A 16,898-nucleotide genomic window follows, 5' to 3' on the forward strand; every position below is an offset into this window, starting at 1 on the left:
TTCCACGTTGTACCGAATTGAATGAGTGCGTGCTCGGTAGGCCGAGCGCGTTTGAGACTGCTTGGAGGTCTAATTGGACAAGAACATGAAAATCCTCATCGTTGACGACTTTTCGACGATGCGGCGGATCATCAAGAACCTGTTGCGTGACCTGGGTTTCACCAACACCGAGGAAGCCGATGACGGCACCACGGCGTTGCCAATGCTGGAGAACGGTCACTACGACTTCCTGGTAACCGACTGGAACATGCCGGGCATGTCCGGCATCGACCTGCTGCGTAAAGTGCGTGCCAGTGACAAGCTGAAAAGCATGCCGGTACTGATGGTGACTGCTGAAGCCAAGCGCGACCAGATCATTGAAGCGGCCCAGGCCGGCGTCAATGGTTATGTGGTCAAGCCGTTCACCGCTCAGGTGCTCAAAGAGAAGATCGAGAAGATCTTCGAACGCGTCAACGGCTGAGTCACGTTACGGGGGGCGCGTCATGGATTCATCACAAACGTCTTTGGGCGAGTTCGAATCGACCCTGAAGAAGCATGCCCAGGAGTTGGTCGAAAGCCTGGAACGGGGCCGTTTCGGCGAGGCGGTGCAGCTGATTCACGAGCTGAACCAGACCCGCGACCGCGGCCTGTATCAGGAAGTCGGCAAGCTGACTCGCGAGCTGCACAGTGCCATCGTCAGTTTCCAGATCGACCCCACCATGCCGCAGGCAGAAGAGGTGTCGCAGATTACCGACGCCACCGAGCGCCTGTCCTATGTGGTCAAGCTCACCGAGGGCGCGGCCAACCGCACCATGGATCTGGTCGAGGAAAGCACGCCGGTGCTCAATGAACTGGCCAGCGAGGCCAAGGCCCTGAGTACCGACTGGCAGCGTTTCATGCGCCGCGAAGTGGCTGCGCCGGAATTTCGTGATCTGGTCAAGCGAGTCGACAGTTTCCTGACGCACAGCGCCGAGGGTAACCGAAAGGTTGCCGGGCACCTCAATGACATTTTGCTGGCCCAGGACTATCAGGACCTGACCGGCCAGGTGATCAAACGCGTCACCACACTGGTGACCGAGGTGGAGAGCAATCTGCTCAAGCTGGTGCTGATGGCCAGCCAGGTCGACCGCTTTGCCGGTATAAACCATGATCACGATCAATTGCGTGCAGAAAAAGATCGAGAAAAACATCCGACTCGGGGTGAAGGTCCGCAGATTCATGCCGATAAGCGTGAAGACGTCGTGTCCGGTCAGGACGATGTCGATGATCTGCTGTCCAGCCTTGGTTTTTAAGGAGCACGTTTGATGAGCTTCGGCGCCGATGAAGAAATCCTCCAGGATTTCCTGGTAGAAGCCGGCGAAATTCTTGAGCAATTGTCCGAGCAACTGGTCGAGCTGGAAAGCCGACCTGACGATGCCGACCTGCTCAATGCGATCTTTCGCGGTTTCCACACTGTAAAAGGGGGCGCCGGCTTCCTTCAGCTGAACGAGCTGGTTGAGTGCTGCCATATCGCCGAGAACGTGTTCGACGTCCTGCGCAAAGGTGAGCGCCGGGTCGATGCGGAACTGATGGATGTGGTGCTCGAGGCACTGGATACAGTGAACAGCATGTTTGGCCAGGTGCGCGAGCGTTCCGAAGTGACGCCGGCCACCCCCGAGCTGCTGGCGGCGTTGGCGCGCCTGGCCGAACCTGGCGGAGCCGAAGCTGTTGCAGCGCCGGCACCGGTTGCCGACGTGGCGGTTGCGGCATCGGCCGATGCCGACGAGCAGCACCAGGACATCACTGACAGCGAGTTCGAGCAGTTGCTCGATTCGCTCGATGCGGTCAAGGCGCAAGCAGCGGCCGACGAGCAGATGCAGGGCGAGACCGTCAGCGGTGCTGGTGATGAAATCACCGACGCCGAGTTCGAGTCGCTGCTCGACCAGTTGCACGGCAAGGGCCAGTTCAGTGTCGAGGTTGCGGCGCCGCCGGTTGCCGTCAGCAGCGAAGCGACCAGTGATGAAATCACCGACGCCGAATTCGAATCGCTGCTCGACCAACTGCATGGCAAGGGCACCTTCCAGGTCGATGCCTTGCCAGCCACCCAGGCGCCAGCGCCTGCCGTGCCAGACAGCAGCGCAAACAGCGATGAAATCAGCGAGCACGAATTCGAAGCCCTGCTGGACCAGTTGCACGGCAAGGGCAAGTTCGGTGGCGATGTTGCCGCTGTAGAAGCCCCGGCTGCTGTCCAGGCGCAAGCGCCGGCTGCCGCCAAGGCCGAAAGCCAGCCGGTGGCCAAGCCAGCCGCCGCACCAGCGCCTTCGCCGGCCAGCAAACCTGCCGCGGCGCCTCGCGCGCCGGCCCCGGCCGCCGAAAAGCATGCTGCCAGCGAAGCAGAAACCACGGTGCGCGTCGATACCGCGCGCCTGGACGAGATCATGAACATGGTCGGCGAACTGGTGCTGGTGCGTAACCGCTTGGTGCGCCTGGGCCTGAACAGCGGCGATGAGGCCATGTCCAAGGCCGTGTCCAACCTCGACGTGGTCACCGCTGACCTGCAGACCGCGGTGATGAAAACCCGCATGCAGCCGATCAAGAAAGTCTTCGGCCGCTTCCCGCGCCTGGTCCGTGACCTGGCGCGCCAGCTGAAGAAAGAGATCAACCTGGAGCTGGTCGGCGAAGAGACCGACCTTGACAAGAACCTCGTAGAAGCCTTGGCCGACCCATTGGTGCACTTGGTGCGCAATGCTGTCGACCACGGTATCGAGATGCCCGACGAGCGTGAAGCTTCTGGCAAGGCGCGTACCGGCCGCGTAGTACTGTCGGCCGAACAGGAAGGTGACCACATCCTGCTGTCGATCTCGGACGACGGCAAGGGCATGGACCCCAACATCCTGCGCGCCAAGGCGGTGGAAAAGGGCCTGATGGACAAGGACGCTGCCGAGCGCCTGAGCGAGTCGGACTGCTACAACCTGATCTTCGCCCCGGGCTTCTCGACCAAGACCGAGATTTCCGATGTGTCCGGGCGTGGCGTGGGCATGGACGTGGTGAAAACCAAGATCTCCCAGCTCAACGGCTCGATCAACATTTTCTCGGCCAAGGGCCAGGGCTCCAAGATCGTCATCAAGGTGCCGCTGACCCTGGCAATCATGCCCACCCTGATGGTGATGCTGGGCAACCAGGCGTTTGCCTTCCCGCTGGTCAACGTCAACGAGATCTTCCACCTCGACCTGTCGCGCACCAACGTGGTCGACGGGCAGGAAGTGGTGATCGTGCGCGACAAGGCGCTGCCACTGTTCTACCTCAAGCGCTGGCTGGTCCAGGGCCAGGTGCACGAAGAGCAGCACGAGGGCCACGTGGTGATTCTGTCGGTCGGCACCCAGCGCATCGGCTTTGTCGTCGACCAACTGGTTGGCCAGGAAGAAGTGGTCATCAAGCCGCTGGGCAAGATGCTGCAGGGCACCCCGGGCATGTCCGGGGCCACCATCACTGGCGACGGTCGCATCGCGTTGATTCTCGACGTCCCGAGCATGCTCAAGCGTTACGCCGCGCGGCGTATTTGATTTCGGTGGCGCGCCCTGGCGGGTTGCGCCGCCTAATGGAGTGTTTATGGCAGTCAAGGTCCTGGTGGTGGATGATTCTGGTTTCTTCCGCCGCCGTGTCTCGGAAATCCTCTCGGCGGATCCAACGATCCAGGTCGTGGGGACCGCGACCAACGGCAAGGAAGCAATCGACCAGGCGCTGGCGCTCAAGCCCGATGTGATCACCATGGACTACGAAATGCCCATGATGGATGGCATCACCGCAGTGCGGCACATCATGCAGCGCTGCCCGACGCCCGTGTTGATGTTCTCGTCGCTTACCCATGAAGGCGCCCGTGTCACCCTCGACGCGCTGGATGCCGGCGCCGTGGACTACCTGCCGAAAAACTTCGAGGACATCTCGCGCAACCCTGACAAGGTCAAGCAGCTGCTGTGCGAGAAGGTACACACCATTTCGCGCAGCAACCGCCGGATCGGCAGCTATGCCAGAACGGCGCCGGTCGCCGCGCCAGCGCCCGCCAGCACCTTCACCAGCCAGGCGCAGGCACGCCCGGCTGCGCCTGCCCGTGCAGCGGCCCCGACAGCGGCAGCCTCGCAGTCGCCGGCACCCAAGCGCAAACCCTACAAACTGGTGGCCATCGGTACCTCCACGGGGGGGCCGGTGGCACTGCAGCGGGTACTGACCCAACTGCCGGCCAATTTCCCGGCGCCGATCGTGTTGATCCAGCACATGCCGGCGGCCTTCACAAAAGCGTTTGCCGAACGCCTGGACAAGCTGTGCCGCATCAGCGTCAAGGAGGCCGAGGACGGCGACATGCTGCGCCCGGGCCTGGCCCTGCTGGCCCCCGGCGGCAAGCAGATGATGATCGATGGCCGTGGTACGGTGAAGATCCTGCCCGGCGACGAGCGCCTGAACTACAAACCCTGCGTGGACATCACCTTCGGTTCGGCGGCCAAGTCTTATGGTGACAAGGTATTGTCGGTAGTGCTTACCGGCATGGGCGCCGATGGCCGCGAAGGCGCGCGCCTGCTCAAGCAGGGTGGCAGCACGGTGTGGGCCCAGGATGAAGCCAGTTGCGTGATTTATGGCATGCCCATGGCCATCGTCAAGGCCAACCTGGCTGATGCCGTGTACAGCCTGGACGAAATTGGCAAGCACCTGGTGGAGGCGTGCGTCTGATGGACGTCCTCAGCCTGATCGGTTTGATCCTGGCTTTCGTTGCCATCGTCGGTGGCAACTTTCTTGAAGGCGGTCATGTCGGTGCTCTGGTCAATGGCCCGGCGGCTCTGATCGTGCTGGGTGGTACCCTGGCGGCGGCGTTGTTGCAGTCGCCGCTGTCGTCGTTCAAGCGCGCCTTGCAGATTTTACGTTGGATCCTGTTTCCACCGCGGGTCGACCTGGCGGGCGGTATCGACCGCGTGGTGAACTGGAGCCTGACCGCTCGCAAAGAAGGCTTGCTGGGCCTGGAAGGGGTAGCTGACAGCGAGCCCGACCCGTATGCGCGCAAGGGCCTGCAACTGCTGGTGGACGGCGCAGAGCCGGAAGCCATCCGCAGCATCCTCGAGGTCGACTTCCTTACCCAGGAAGGCCGTGACATCCAGGCAGCCAAGGTATTCGAAAGCATGGGCGGCTATGCGCCGACCATCGGCATCATCGGTGCGGTCATGGGCCTTATCCACGTGATGGGCAATCTGGCCGACCCGTCGCAACTGGGCAATGGCATTGCCGTGGCCTTTGTCGCCACCATTTACGGTGTGGCCAGTGCCAACCTTGTGCTATTGCCGGTTGCCAGCAAGCTCAAGGCCATCGTCATGCGCCAGTCGCGCTACCGCGAAATGCTGCTCGAAGGCCTGCTGTCGATTGCCGAAGGTGAAAACCCGCGCTCGATCGAGTTGAAGCTGCAAGGCTTCATGGAGTAACCCATGCGTCGCCGTCGTCATACCGAGGAACACGAAAACCACGAGCGCTGGCTGGTGTCGTACGCCGACTTCATCACGTTGCTGTTCGCCTTTTTCGTCGTGATGTATTCGATTTCCTCGATCAACGAGGGCAAGTACAAAGTTATTTCCCAGGCCTTGCTCGGGGTATTCAACGACCCCGAGCGCAGCATGAAGCCGATCCCGATTGGCGATGAGCAGCCGCTGAGCGTGCGCCCGGCCGAACCGCTGGTCAAAGACAGCGAGCAGACCGAAGCGGGCCTGGCGGCGACCAATGCCGACCCGTTGAAAACCATCAGCAATGACGTGCGCGATGCCTTTGGCGACCTGATCAAAAGCGACCAGATGACTGTGCGCGGCAACGAACTGTGGATCGAGATCGAGCTCAATTCGTCGCTGCTGTTTGGCAGTGGTGATGCGATGCCCAGTGACAAGGCATTTGCGATCATCGAGAAGGTGGCCAACATCCTCAAGCCGTTCGCCAACCCGGTGCACGTCGAAGGCTTCACCGACAACCTGCCGATCCGCACCGCGCAGTACCCCACCAACTGGGAGTTGTCCTCGGCGCGCGCGGCCAGCATCGTGCGCCTGCTGGCCATGGAGGGTGTCAACCCGGCACGCATGGCCTCGGTGGGCTACGGCGAGTACCAGCCGGTGGCCAGCAATGATACCGCCGAAGGGCGCGCACGCAACCGTCGGGTTGTGCTGGTGATTTCCCGTAACCTGGAAGTGCGCCGCAGCCTGACAGGCTCGGGCAGTGCCAATGCCACACCGGATGCCGCGTTACGCAGGGCTGGCACACAAAGTGCACCAGCAACGCCAGCAACGGTGGTGGGGCAGTGATTCGTCAATTCCCCGTCGCTGATATGAACACGATTTTGAATGTGCCGCCGTACCCTGTGGGAGCGGGCGTGCCCGCGAAGCCAGAGACTCGGTGAATGGCGCCGGCTGCGCCGGTGTTCGCGATCCTGCACGCTCACACTGAGGGGCGTGCAAGCTTTGAAGTTTTGCGCATGACAGTTGTATCTACAGTGTCCCTGCCAAATCAATAGATAGAGTTTGCTTGATGAGAGTCTGGGCAGTAGCCAATCAAAAAGGTGGCGTCGGCAAGACCACCACTACCATTGCCCTGGCCGGCCTGCTGGCCGAGGCCGGCAAGCGCGTGGTCGTCGTCGACCTCGACCCGCACGGCTCGATGACCAGCTACTTCGGGCACAACCCGGATGCCTTGGAGCACAGCTGCTACGACCTGTTCCTGCACAAGGGTGCGGTGCCCGAAGGTTTGCCCGGGCAATTGCTGCTGCCCACCAGCGATGAGCGCATTTCGCTGTTGCCGTCGAGTACCGCGCTGGCGGTGCTGGAGCGCCAGTCACCAGGACAGAATGGCCTGGGTCTGGTAATCGCCAAGAGTCTGGCGCAGCTGTGGCAGGATTTCGACTATGCCCTGATCGACAGCCCACCCTTGCTGGGGGTGCTGATGGTCAATGCCCTGGCCGCCAGCCAGCAGCTGGTGATCCCGGTGCAAACCGAATTCCTTGCGGTGAAGGGCCTGGAGCGCATGGTTGGCACCTTGGCGATGGTCAACCGCTCGCGCAAGCAGGCGCTGCCGTACCAGATCGTGCCGACCCTGTTCGACCGTCGTACCCAGGCGTCGCTGGGCACCCTCAAGCTGCTGCGTGATGCCTATGGGCAGCATGTATGGCAGGGCTACATCCCGGTGGATACGCGCTTGCGCGATGCCAGTCGCAAGGGCGTCACGCCCTCGCAGTTCGACAGCAAGAGCCGCGGGTTGATCGCCTACAGGGCGCTGCTCAAGCACCTGCTCACCTACAAGAACGCAGTGCAGGTGGCCTGATGACTCAAACTCGGCAAACCAGCACCCGGCCCCAGATGGCCCTGCAATCGTACCTGGACGGCTTGCTGCAGGAGGCCACCGAGGCCGAAGACCTGAGCGAGCCGCCGGCAGTGACGGATGAATTCGCCGAGGCGGTGCGTGAGGAGCAGGCACGCGATGCCCGGCAATCGGCCCGGCCTGAGCCCGCCGTGGCTGCCGCCAGCCTGGCCCCGCGGCCGTTCGCCGAGCCCCGGCTGGCGGTACTGCCGAGCCTGATGCCGGTGGAAGCCCCGGTGGTGACGGTGGTCGAGCAGGAGATCGTGGCCGAAGCCAGCATTCCGGTACTGGTCGAAGAGCAAACCGTGGAACCGGCTGTGCCGCTGGTCGATGTGCATCTGCCGGCGCCCAACCTGCCCGTACCGCCGGCCACTGTCGACGGTCGTCCGGCATGGGCGGCCGAGCCATTCGAATGCCTGCTGTTCGACGTTGCCGGCTTGACCCTGGCGGTGCCGTTGGTGTGCCTGGGCTCGATCTACACCCTGGCTGGCCAGGAGCTGACGCCACTGTTCGGGCAGCCCGACTGGTTCCTCGGCATCCTGACCTGCCAGGCTGGCAACCTGAAGGTGCTGGACACTGCGCGTTGGGTAATGCCTGACCGCTACCGCGATGATTTTCGCCAGGGCCTGCAATACGTGATTTCGGTGCAGGGCTACGAATGGGGGCTGGCGGTGCATCAGGTCAGCCGCTCGCTGCGCCTGGACCCGTCGGAGATCAAGTGGCGCAGCCAGCGTGGCCAGCGCCCGTGGCTGGCCGGCACGGTAATCGAACACATGTGTGCACTGCTCGACGTCGCCGCACTGGCCGAGCTGATCGCCAGCGGCGCGGTCAAGCAGATGCACGCGAAACAGAAATGACACAGAACATACCGCCAACGGCGGATTTTGAGGGTAGGGGAATGAAAAAGTCGTCTGCACAAGGTTCCGAAGATCCGATCCTGCAGTGGGTTACCTTCCGTCTGGACAACGAGTCCTACGGCATCAATGTGATGCAGGTGCAGGAAGTACTGCGCTACACCGAGATCGCCCCGGTGCCGGGTGCGCCGAGCTACGTGCTGGGCATCATCAACTTGCGCGGTAACGTGGTGACGGTGATCGACACGCGTCAGCGTTTTGGCCTGATGCCGACCGAAGTGACCGACAACACCCGTATCGTCATCATCGAAGCCGACAAGCAAGTGGTCGGCATTCTGGTCGACAGCGTGGCCGAAGTGGTTTACCTGCGCCAGTCCGAAATCGAGACCGCGCCGAACGTGGGTAACGAAGAGTCGGCCAAGTTCATTCAGGGCGTGTGCAACAAGAATGGCGAGCTGCTGATCCTGGTCGAACTGGACAAGATGATGACCGAGGAAGAGTGGTCCGAGCTGGAGAACATCTGAGTTGATCCTGCAGGTTGCTGTCATCTTCCTAGCACTGGCATGGGCGCTGAGCCTGTGGTTTTTCCTCAACTACAGCAAGCGCCAGCGCGAGCTGGCTGCGCAGCAGGCGGAGGGCGATGCGCTGCGTGACCAGCGTATCAAGGACTTGGCCAAGCGTCTGGATGACTACCAGAACGTTACCGTACGTATGGGTGAGGCCATCCATGAGCTGCGTGAGGCGGTGGCCACCCTGCCAGACCGGCTGGAGCGCCTGGAACAGCGCGACCCGAGCAACGTTACCTTTAGCCAGGCGGCCAAGCTGGTGGGGATGGGGGCGAGTATCGATGAGTTGACCCAGAGCTGCGGCCTGACCCAGGCCGAGGCGGAGTTGATGAGCAAGGTTTACCGGGCTCCTTGACTGGGGCTGGCAGGTAGCCTCGGCAGCAGGTTCGTCGCCTGGGAAACCGAGCGTCGCCCACGCGCCGCTCGATCTGAAGGTGCCGCCGGGCCCGCTCAGTACCCGCTGTTCAGTTGCGAACCCAGGAATGGTTGCCGCCGACGCCGGCGAATCGGTTCAGGGGCAGCAGTTGCCTCAGGGCTGTATTGGCTTGCGAAGGGTTGATGAATGGATAGCTGTTGACGCGTGGCATGGTGTGCAGGTTTATGATCTGGCGCAGGGTCCGCAACCCGGGTAGATGGCGATCGACCACTTCGGTGAGCAGCGCCGGCCCGGTGAGGTAGCTGAGCGTATTGGCATAGCGGTAGAAACCGCTCGGGTCCTGTTCCAGGCTCGGCCGGCTATCGTAGAAGTCTGCATGGGTCTGGTAACGTGCGAGCATTTCATCGGAGATCGCATCCAGCAGCGGGTTGCCGGGGTGGCTACCAATGAGGCTGGTGTTGTACAGGCAATTCATGCTCATTTTCTCGTTGGACATTGGCGGTGGCAGCAGCAGCCCATCGGGTGGGGTGCGCAGTTCGACCTGATCGATCGTTTCGCCCTTGCCGTCCGGCAGCAGGAAATCGTCTACGTCCATGTATAGCCCACCCTCATGGTGCAGCATTCGGTAGCGCAGCACATCCGTCGCCGACGCGTAATTGGTGGCGATGCCACCGTTGCCATCCAGTGCTGCATCGTACTGTGCGTAATAGCGGCTTTGGCGGAAGGCCCGGAAGAAACCTTGCTCTTCAAGCGGCAATACCCGCAGCCCTGGCGCCCGGGCTGCCAACAGGCTTGCGTTCTGTTCGTAGGCGGTAGGCGAAGCCTTCGACAAAAACAGGCGCATGCTGTATTCACTGTCGCTCAGGCGCGCGGCGTTGGCGGCAATGTTGGCCAGCAATGGCTCGCTAATGACTTTGTCGCCGACCCATAGGCTGGAGATAAGTTTGGGGATGGGGGCGCTGTCCGGGGCCGGTGTTGGGATGGTTACTGGCAGTGGCAGGTCCACACCCAACGCGCGCAAGGTGCGGGTGCGCATGGCGTCGGTGACAGGGCGCTGCCTGTCGAGCGCCACAAGGTCACGGCTGCCAGGTACCGCGATGTAGGCTTGCGGCTCGACCTCGTTGACGGATTCCTTGATGATGAATGCGTCGTGCTCCAGGTCATAGACCACGCGTGCATTGTAGGTTTCGATGCTGCATTCCAGGTCGTCCAGTTCGCCATCGTAGTGCGGCAAGCGTATCACCGCGCCGGCAACAGCCGGGTCACCTTCGTCAAGTGGTGTAATCGGCTGGTGGTTGTGGAAGTACTCTGCGCCTTCTGGCTCGGGAAGCCGTGGTGGACTGGTCGGGCTCAACGGATAGCCGAGCTGCCCGTTGACCTCGCGCGGCATGACAAAACCATCGCTTTTGAACTCGAACAGGGCCTTGATGCCTGCGCTGCCCTCCGTTGCCAGCGGTATGGCGTTGAACAGCCCCCAGGCGATGTCGCCAACCCCATCCTGTTTGGCTTTCAGGCTGTGGCCATTGATCACCTGATCCAGGCCCAGGCCCAACTGGGCAATGCCTCCGAGCGCCAGCAGTGGCGCCAGCCCCGGCACCACCAGGCACAGCGGCGCCAGCAGGTTGAGCGTGTTGGTGAGGTAGCCTCGCCATCTGGCTTTGGTAACCTGGCTATCGGTGGTGATGACAAAATCGGCATCGTCGTAGCTGCGCTGGCGCTGGCGCTCGGTCAAGGCTGCGAACATATCCCCGGTCAGTTTGGGGTTGTATTTGCCAGGTTTGTAATTCACGTAGGTTCTGGGAGGCCAGACGCCATCATCGTTGAAATAACCGTGTTCCGGCGGCAGGCGGTGCCGGTCCGGGTAGTCGCCAAGGCCCTCTAGCGCGGTGTCCAGGCCGCTGAAATCAAGGCCCTGAGGGCGGTCGGCGAGCCTGAAGTGTTGTTTGAGTGCTTCGCGTCGGGCGGGGTCCTTGCACTGCTCGCCTACCCAGTCCTTGAGCAGGTTCTCGCTGGCGAATTCGAGCAAGGGCGAGCTGTTGCCTGGCATGTACAGCAGGGTCAGATCGCTGTGGGGGGCATTGATGTACAGCAGGTCGGTGGCCGCATAGCCATAGATGCTCAGCGTGCTGACCCGTATCTTGAAGCGCTGCGGCATCATGCCGGCGGCTTGCCATGCCAGCTCCCTGGCGGCATCGCTCAGGCGCCCCTGGCTGACCTGGGCGTTGCAGGCGGCGATGAAATTGAGCTTGCTGGCCAGGCGGTGACTGTCCTGGTGCTCCTGCCAGTAAGCGTCGAGCGTGGCTTTGAACGGCTGGTGAAAGTCCAGCGCTTCGATGAACCGCTGGAAGGCTTCAGCCGGAACCTGAATGTGGGTCGAGGCATCGTAACGGGCAGGGGACGATCGCTGGAACAGTCCGTTGTACACTTCGAAGGCTGCGCCCTGATGGCCAAAGCCCAGCGCTGGCAGGCGATCGACCAGCCTCAATGGCCCTTGGGGGAAGGTGCCTGCCCAAGGGTTGGCGAACAACGCCCCGATGAGGTTGTTATCGGACTCCCCTTGCCAGTTGCCCAGCAGCGCCTGGGTCATGCTCTGGGTCTGCTGGACCGCTGCCACATACCCTTGGTCATCCGGCCGGTAGTGCAGGGTGACCACCTCGACGCGATCGGGGTCGATATCCACACCTTGCCCGGCAAGCCACTGTCGGATCAAGCGATTCGCTTCGCGGTCCGGGCGTGGGATGTTGGCCAGATGGTCTACTACGAATTGCACACCTTGGGCGTTGATTCTGCTGTCGATCATGACGGTCACCTTGTACGTGGGAGGCCGACAAGGTTGGGCGCATGGTGGGAGAGGGGGTGGTAGATAGTTACCGGCCAGTGCCGGGCAGCAGGGGCAATGGCGGGGTGATATCGTGCTCTTCCGGAGGCGCATCGTCGAAACCGGCGGGTACCTTGCCGCGCAGTTGCCAGGCGAAGGCGATGATCTCGGCAATGGTCAGGTACAGCGCCTCGGGTATTTGATCGCCCAGCTCCAGCCGTGCCAGCAGGCGTACCAGCTCGGCGTTTTCGTAGATCGGCACTTCGTGTTCGCGGGCGAGTGCAAGAATGGCCTCGGCCAGTTCCTCGTCGCCCTTGGCGGTGAGGATCGGTGCCTGATGGCCGTCGTAGTTCAGCGCTATGGCTTGGCGTGGCGTCGTGTCGCTCATGCGGTTTCATCCACCCAGCGTTGTTCCATACGTGTGCGTGGCCCCTGCGGCGGAATGCCCGGGTAGCACTCCAGGTCGCCGACTTCCAGGCCCCGGGCCAGCAGGCGCTCGCGCAGCTCGCCAAGCTGGGTTTCGATCAACCGCGCGGTCTGCTCGCGCTCCGCCCATAACTGCCCGCTCAGGCGGCCCTCGCTCAGTTGCGCCTGTACTTGCATGGGGCCGAGCGGGGACAGGTCGAAGGCCAGCTCGATGCGCCACAGGGCTTGCCGAGGGTCTTGGGCTTTGTATTGGCGGTCGGCTTGTTGTTCCGGGGATTCTTCGCGTTGCAGTTTGACTTGCAGTGGGATGAAGTCCTGGCCGTGACGGATCGGCACTTCGGTTTGCCAGGTGGTCTGCAGGTTGCCGTTTTCCAGCGTGCCGGTTTGTTGCAGGCTGCTCATGGCGTGGCTCTGCAAGCGTGAAACGGCAGCAGCAGCCAGGCGCAGCAACTGTTGCAGGTCGCCCTCGTCCTCCAGGGCCTTTAGCAGTCGCGACGGTAACGGGAAAGCTCCCGGCTGCGGCTTGGGGCTGACCCGCTCGAGCATGCCCAGTGCGCTGCGCGCCAGTGCCGGCATGGTCACGGCCAGGCTGGCGGGGTTGAGATTGGTGGCGCCCGCCGCAAGGGCGGGAGCCTGGTCCATCAGCCGCAACAAATGCGCCTTGAGGTCGGTGGCGACGCTGGCGGTGGATCCACTCAGCAGCTTCGCCTCGAGAAAGCCGCCGCTGTTGTTCAGGGCCTGGGCCACTGCCTTGGCGTCGCCCAGTTGTCGGGCGTCCGGCAAGCCGGCCAGCAGGCGTTCGGCACTGGCGCGCAGGTCGCCATCGACGCTTGGGTCGCGGGTGAGTTGTTGCAGGGCGTTGAGCAGGCCTGGCAGCGAGGCTTGGCGGTTTTGTTGGGTCAGCAGCTGTTGGGCAATGCTGAGTTGGTCCTGCCTGCCGCTGAGCGGCACGAAGCGCAATGACTGATCGCCCTGCACCAGGGCGCTGAGCAGGCTGCCAATGGCCAGCGGGCGCGGGCTGTCGATGCTCAGTGTGGCACCGACCTGGGCACTGTTGAGCAAGCTGACCAGCGCCCGGTACACGGCCGGTTGGCCGGGTGCCTGGGCCAGCGGCTGGTTGGTCAGGACCTTGCCTTGCAGCAAGGTGCCGACCGGCACCTTGCTGGTGTCCAGCTGGGTGAGGGTGGACACCTGGCTGGCGCTGGCCTGTTGCAACATGATCGCCAGGCGATTGCTTTCGGTCTGGCTGACGGTGATCTGGCTGCCTTGGGGCAGCGGCTGGCTGGCGTTGGCCTGCAGCTGGGTCTGTGCGCCGTTGGCCTGCATCAGCCGTAGCACCAGCTGAAAGTCCTGGCCCGTCTGGCGCAACGATACAACCTCGGCTTGCGCGGTTTCGCCGGGGGCCAGCAGACCGGGCTGCGCCTGGGTCAGGCGCAGCAGTTCGCCGGTCATGCCTGCCTTCATGGTTTGGCTGCTGATCGCGTTTTGTGCGCCGAGACTATTGATTTCAGTCATGATTGTATACAACCTGTCGAGCCCGGCCTCTTGGCAGCGCGGCGGCGCGTGTAATAATGCCGAGCGCCCGTGGTTGCCAGTATAACGGCAGCGCGCGGGGCGACTTGAGACACAAGGGTTCTGGAGCGGTGTTTGCTGCTTCGCGGGTGAACCCGCTCCTACAGGGTTTTGTGCAGTATCCGAATACTGCGCCGAACCTGTAGGAGCGGGTTTACCCGCGAAACAGGCGACGCTGCTCCAAAGCCCTACTGAAGATAAGGCGAAACCGTGACCCTTCACCTCCAAGCCGCGGGCCTGGCCTGCGAGCGCGACTGGCGCCTGCTGTTCGAGCAGCTCGATTTCGAGCTGGGCGCCGGCGACATGCTGCAGATCAGTGGCCCAAACGGCAGTGGCAAGACCAGCCTGTTGCGCCTGCTGGCCGGGCTGATGCAGCCGACGGCCGGGCAGATTCTGCTGGGTGGCAAGCCACTGGCCGAGCAGCGACATGCATTGGCCAGTGCCCTGTTGTGGATTGGCCACGCCGCCGGCATCAAGGACTTGCTCACCGCCGAGGAAAACCTCACTTGGCTGTGCGCCCTGCACCAGCCGGCTAGCCGCGAGGCGATCTGGGCGGCGCTGGAGGCAGTCGGCCTGCGCGGTTTCGAAGACGTCCCCTGCCATACCCTGTCAGCCGGTCAGCAGCGCCGCGTGGCCTTGGCCCGGCTGCACCTGGCTTGCCCGCCCCTCTGGATTCTCGACGAGCCGTTCACCGCGCTCGACAAGCAGGGCGTGGCGCAGCTCGAAGCGCACCTGGCAGCCCACTGCGAGCAGGGCGGCACGGTGGTGCTGACGACTCACCACACACTGGAACGCAAGCCCTCCGGTTACCGTGAACTGAACCTGGGGCAATGGGCTGCATGAGCGTATTCATTTTGTTGCTGCGCCGCGAAGCGCGCCTGCTGTGCCGTCGCCCGGCCGAACTGGCCAACCCGTTGGTGTTCTTCGCCATCGTCGTGGCCATGTTCCCGCTGGCGGTCGGCCCGGAAAGCCAATTGTTGCAAACCTTGTCGCCCGGCCTGGTCTGGGTGGCAGCGTTGCTGGCAGTGTTGTTGTCGCTGGACGGTCTGTTCCGCAGCGATTTCGAAGACGGCTCGCTGGAGCAATGGGTGCTGTCGCCGCACCCACTGGCGCTGCTGGTGCTGGCCAAGGTGCTGGCGCACTGGATCTTTTCCGGGCTGGCGCTGGTATTGTTGGCGCCACTGCTGGCACTGATGCTGGGGCTGCCAAGCCATTGCCTGCCGGTGCTGCTCGGTTCGTTGCTGCTGGGTACGCCGGTATTGAGCTTGCTGGGCGCGGTGGGCGCGGCGCTGACAGTCGGCCTTAAACGCGGAGGTTTGTTACTGGCGTTGCTGATTCTGCCGTTGTATATCCCTGTATTGATCCTGGGCAGTGGTGCGTTGCAGGCGGCGTTGCAAAATATGCCGGCAACCGGCCATCTGCTCTGGCTCGCCAGCTTGACGGCCCTGGCCGTTACCCTGGCACCCTTTGCGATAGCGGCCGGCCTGAAGATCAGCGTCGGCGAATAACGAGTCCCGGGCTCTCAAGCCCGGCAAATACCCTGGATGTACCCTGATGAAAATAAGCTGGACGTGGTTCCACAAGCTGGGCTCCCCGAAATGGTTCTATGCCATCAGTGGCCGCATGCTGCCGTGGCTGGCCGGTGCTGCCGTGCTCCTGCTGCTGGTCGGTATCACCTGGGGCCTGGCCTTTGCCCCCCAGGACTACCAGCAAGGCAACAGCTTCCGCATCATCTATATCCATGTGCCAGCGGCGATGCTGGCGCAGTCCTGCTATGTGCTGCTGGCGGTGGCCGGGGTGGTGGGGCTGGTGTGGAAGATGAAACTGGCCGACGTCGCCCTGCAATGTGCTGCGCCCATTGGCGCCTGGATGACCGCCGTGGCGCTGGTTACCGGCGCCATCTGGGGCAAGCCGACCTGGGGCAGCTGGTGGGTATGGGATGCCCGCCTTACGTCCATGCTCATCCTGCTGTTCCTGTACTTCGGCATTATTGCGCTGGGCCAGGCAATCAGTAATCGTGACAGTGCGGCCAAGGCCTGTGCGGTGCTTGCGATTGTCGGCGTGGTGAATATCCCGATCATCAAGTATTCGGTGGAGTGGTGGAACACCCTGCACCAGGGCGCCACCTTCACCCTTACCGAAAAGCCGGCGATGCCGGCCGAAATGTGGCTGCCGCTGTTGTGCACGGCGCTGGGTTTCTACTGCTTTTTCGGTGCGGTGCTGTTGCTGCGTATGCGCCTTGAAGTGCTCAAGCGCGAAGCACGTGCCAGTTGGGTCAGGGACGAAGTATTGAACAGCCTGGGGCGGAGGCCCGCACAATGAGCTTTGCCACTTTCGGTGACTTTCTCGCCATGGGCCACCATGGGCTGTACGTGTGGTCGGCCTATGGCATCTGCCTGGTGGTGCTGGCACTGAATGTCGCCTCGCCATTGCTGGCTCGTCGTCGCTATCTGCAAGAAGAGGCGCGCCGTTTGCGCCGGGAGAACAACCAGTGAATCCGCAGCGCAAGAAACGCCTGTTGCTCATCGTCGGCCTGTTGGTCGGCGTCGGGGTTGCCGTCGGCTTTGCCTTGAGCGCATTGCAGCAGAACATCAACCTGTTCTATACACCCACCCAGATCGCCAACGGCGAAGCGCCGCTGGACACGCGCATTCGCGCTGGCGGCATGGTCGAGAAAGGCTCGGTACAGCGCTCGGCCGACTCGCTGGACGTGCGTTTCGTGGTTACCGACTTCAACAAGTCGGTACCCATCACCTACCGCGGCATCCTCCCCGATCTGTTCCGCGAAGGGCAGGGCATCGTCGCCCTTGGCAAGCTCAATGCCGAAGGGGTGGTGGTAGCCGATGAAGTGCTGGCCAAGCATGATGAGAAATACATGCCGCCCGAGGTCACCAAGGCGTTGAAGGAAAGCGGCCAGGCCGCTGCCGGCGCAGAGGCCAAGCCATGAACGCAGCGCT

Annotated in this window: 18 protein-coding genes; 15 read left to right on the forward strand and 3 right to left on the reverse strand. The window is 62.7% G+C overall.

Features of this window, described 5'->3' with window-relative positions; all coding sequences use genetic code 11:
- The first annotated feature begins 85 nt into the window (after positions 1 to 85).
- From AC3B5Q_RS07605 to AC3B5Q_RS07650, 10 genes are all read left to right on the forward strand, one after another.
- A complete protein-coding gene (locus tag AC3B5Q_RS07605) occupies positions 86 to 460 on the forward strand; it encodes a chemotaxis response regulator CheY (RefSeq protein ID WP_023663319.1) in 375 nt (124 codons plus the stop codon).
- Positions 461 to 482: 22 nt separating this feature from the next.
- Positions 483 to 1,271, forward strand: a complete 789-nt coding sequence (locus AC3B5Q_RS07610) for a protein phosphatase CheZ (RefSeq protein WP_021785196.1) — start codon at positions 483 to 485, stop codon at positions 1,269 to 1,271.
- Positions 1,272 to 1,283: 12 nt separating this feature from the next.
- On the forward strand, positions 1,284 to 3,521 hold the full coding sequence (locus AC3B5Q_RS07615; protein ID WP_028698237.1) for a chemotaxis protein CheA: 2,238 nt from the start codon (positions 1,284 to 1,286) through the stop codon (positions 3,519 to 3,521).
- A 46-nt stretch (positions 3,522 to 3,567) separates the two neighbouring features.
- Positions 3,568 to 4,680, forward strand: a complete 1,113-nt coding sequence (locus AC3B5Q_RS07620) for a protein-glutamate methylesterase/protein-glutamine glutaminase (RefSeq protein WP_021785198.1) — start codon at positions 3,568 to 3,570, stop codon at positions 4,678 to 4,680.
- Entirely contained in the window at positions 4,680 to 5,420 is a 741-nt protein-coding gene (locus AC3B5Q_RS07625) for a flagellar motor protein (RefSeq protein ID WP_003254399.1), read from the forward strand. Before AC3B5Q_RS07620 ends, AC3B5Q_RS07625 begins: the two co-directional genes overlap by 1 nt.
- 3 nt (positions 5,421 to 5,423) lie before the next feature.
- Positions 5,424 to 6,281: a flagellar motor protein MotD gene (gene motD / locus AC3B5Q_RS07630; RefSeq protein ID WP_021785199.1), complete on the forward strand. Its 858-nt coding sequence runs from the start codon at positions 5,424 to 5,426 to the stop codon at positions 6,279 to 6,281.
- Positions 6,282 to 6,504: 223 nt separating this feature from the next.
- Positions 6,505 to 7,293: a ParA family protein gene (locus AC3B5Q_RS07635; protein WP_021785200.1), complete on the forward strand. Its 789-nt coding sequence runs from the start codon at positions 6,505 to 6,507 to the stop codon at positions 7,291 to 7,293.
- Complete coding sequence (locus AC3B5Q_RS07640; protein WP_021785201.1) at positions 7,293 to 8,186, forward strand: CheW domain-containing protein; 894 nt, start codon at positions 7,293 to 7,295, stop codon at positions 8,184 to 8,186. The genes AC3B5Q_RS07635 and AC3B5Q_RS07640 overlap by 1 nt, the downstream gene beginning before the upstream one ends.
- A 41-nt stretch (positions 8,187 to 8,227) precedes the next feature.
- A complete protein-coding gene (locus AC3B5Q_RS07645; RefSeq protein WP_003254393.1) occupies positions 8,228 to 8,707 on the forward strand; it encodes a chemotaxis protein CheW in 480 nt (159 codons plus the stop codon).
- A gap of 1 nt (position 8,708) precedes the next feature.
- Complete coding sequence (locus AC3B5Q_RS07650) at positions 8,709 to 9,104, forward strand: DUF2802 domain-containing protein (protein ID WP_021785202.1); 396 nt, start codon at positions 8,709 to 8,711, stop codon at positions 9,102 to 9,104.
- A gap of 109 nt (positions 9,105 to 9,213) precedes the next feature.
- On the opposite strand, the gene AC3B5Q_RS07655 is transcribed toward AC3B5Q_RS07650, so the two are convergent.
- From AC3B5Q_RS07655 to fliK, 3 genes are all read right to left on the reverse strand, one after another.
- Positions 9,214 to 11,925, reverse strand: a complete 2,712-nt coding sequence (locus AC3B5Q_RS07655) for a dermonecrotic toxin domain-containing protein (protein WP_101196517.1) — start codon at positions 11,923 to 11,925, stop codon at positions 9,214 to 9,216.
- Positions 11,926 to 11,992: 67 nt separating this feature from the next.
- Entirely contained in the window at positions 11,993 to 12,331 is a 339-nt protein-coding gene (locus tag AC3B5Q_RS07660) for an EscU/YscU/HrcU family type III secretion system export apparatus switch protein (RefSeq protein WP_488392965.1), read from the reverse strand.
- A complete protein-coding gene (gene fliK, locus AC3B5Q_RS07665; RefSeq protein ID WP_101196515.1) occupies positions 12,328 to 13,884 on the reverse strand; it encodes a flagellar hook-length control protein FliK in 1,557 nt (518 codons plus the stop codon). The genes AC3B5Q_RS07660 and fliK overlap by 4 nt, the downstream gene beginning before the upstream one ends.
- Positions 13,885 to 14,151: 267 nt before the next feature.
- On the opposite strand from fliK, the gene ccmA reads away from it, so the two are divergent.
- From ccmA to ccmE, 5 genes are read left to right on the forward strand one after another with little or no spacing between them, the layout of a single operon-like run.
- Positions 14,152 to 14,784 (forward strand): cytochrome c biogenesis heme-transporting ATPase CcmA, encoded by a 633-nt coding sequence (gene ccmA, locus AC3B5Q_RS07670; protein WP_003254385.1) that lies wholly within the window; start codon positions 14,152 to 14,154, stop codon positions 14,782 to 14,784.
- Complete coding sequence (gene ccmB, locus AC3B5Q_RS07675; protein WP_021785206.1) at positions 14,772 to 15,449, forward strand: heme exporter protein CcmB; 678 nt, start codon at positions 14,772 to 14,774, stop codon at positions 15,447 to 15,449. The genes ccmA and ccmB overlap by 13 nt, the downstream gene beginning before the upstream one ends.
- Before the next feature lie 46 nt (positions 15,450 to 15,495).
- Positions 15,496 to 16,263 carry a heme ABC transporter permease gene (locus tag AC3B5Q_RS07680; protein ID WP_021785207.1) on the forward strand — a complete coding sequence of 256 codons (768 nt, stop codon included), beginning with the start codon at positions 15,496 to 15,498 and terminating at the stop codon, positions 16,261 to 16,263.
- Entirely contained in the window at positions 16,260 to 16,436 is a 177-nt protein-coding gene (gene ccmD / locus AC3B5Q_RS07685) for a heme exporter protein CcmD (protein WP_021785208.1), read from the forward strand. Before AC3B5Q_RS07680 ends, ccmD begins: the two co-directional genes overlap by 4 nt.
- Entirely contained in the window at positions 16,433 to 16,888 is a 456-nt protein-coding gene (ccmE, locus tag AC3B5Q_RS07690) for a cytochrome c maturation protein CcmE (protein ID WP_021785209.1), read from the forward strand. The genes ccmD and ccmE overlap by 4 nt, the downstream gene beginning before the upstream one ends.
- Positions 16,889 to 16,898 lie beyond the last annotated feature (10 nt).

Source organism: Pseudomonas sp. D5(2026), assembly GCF_057766845.1.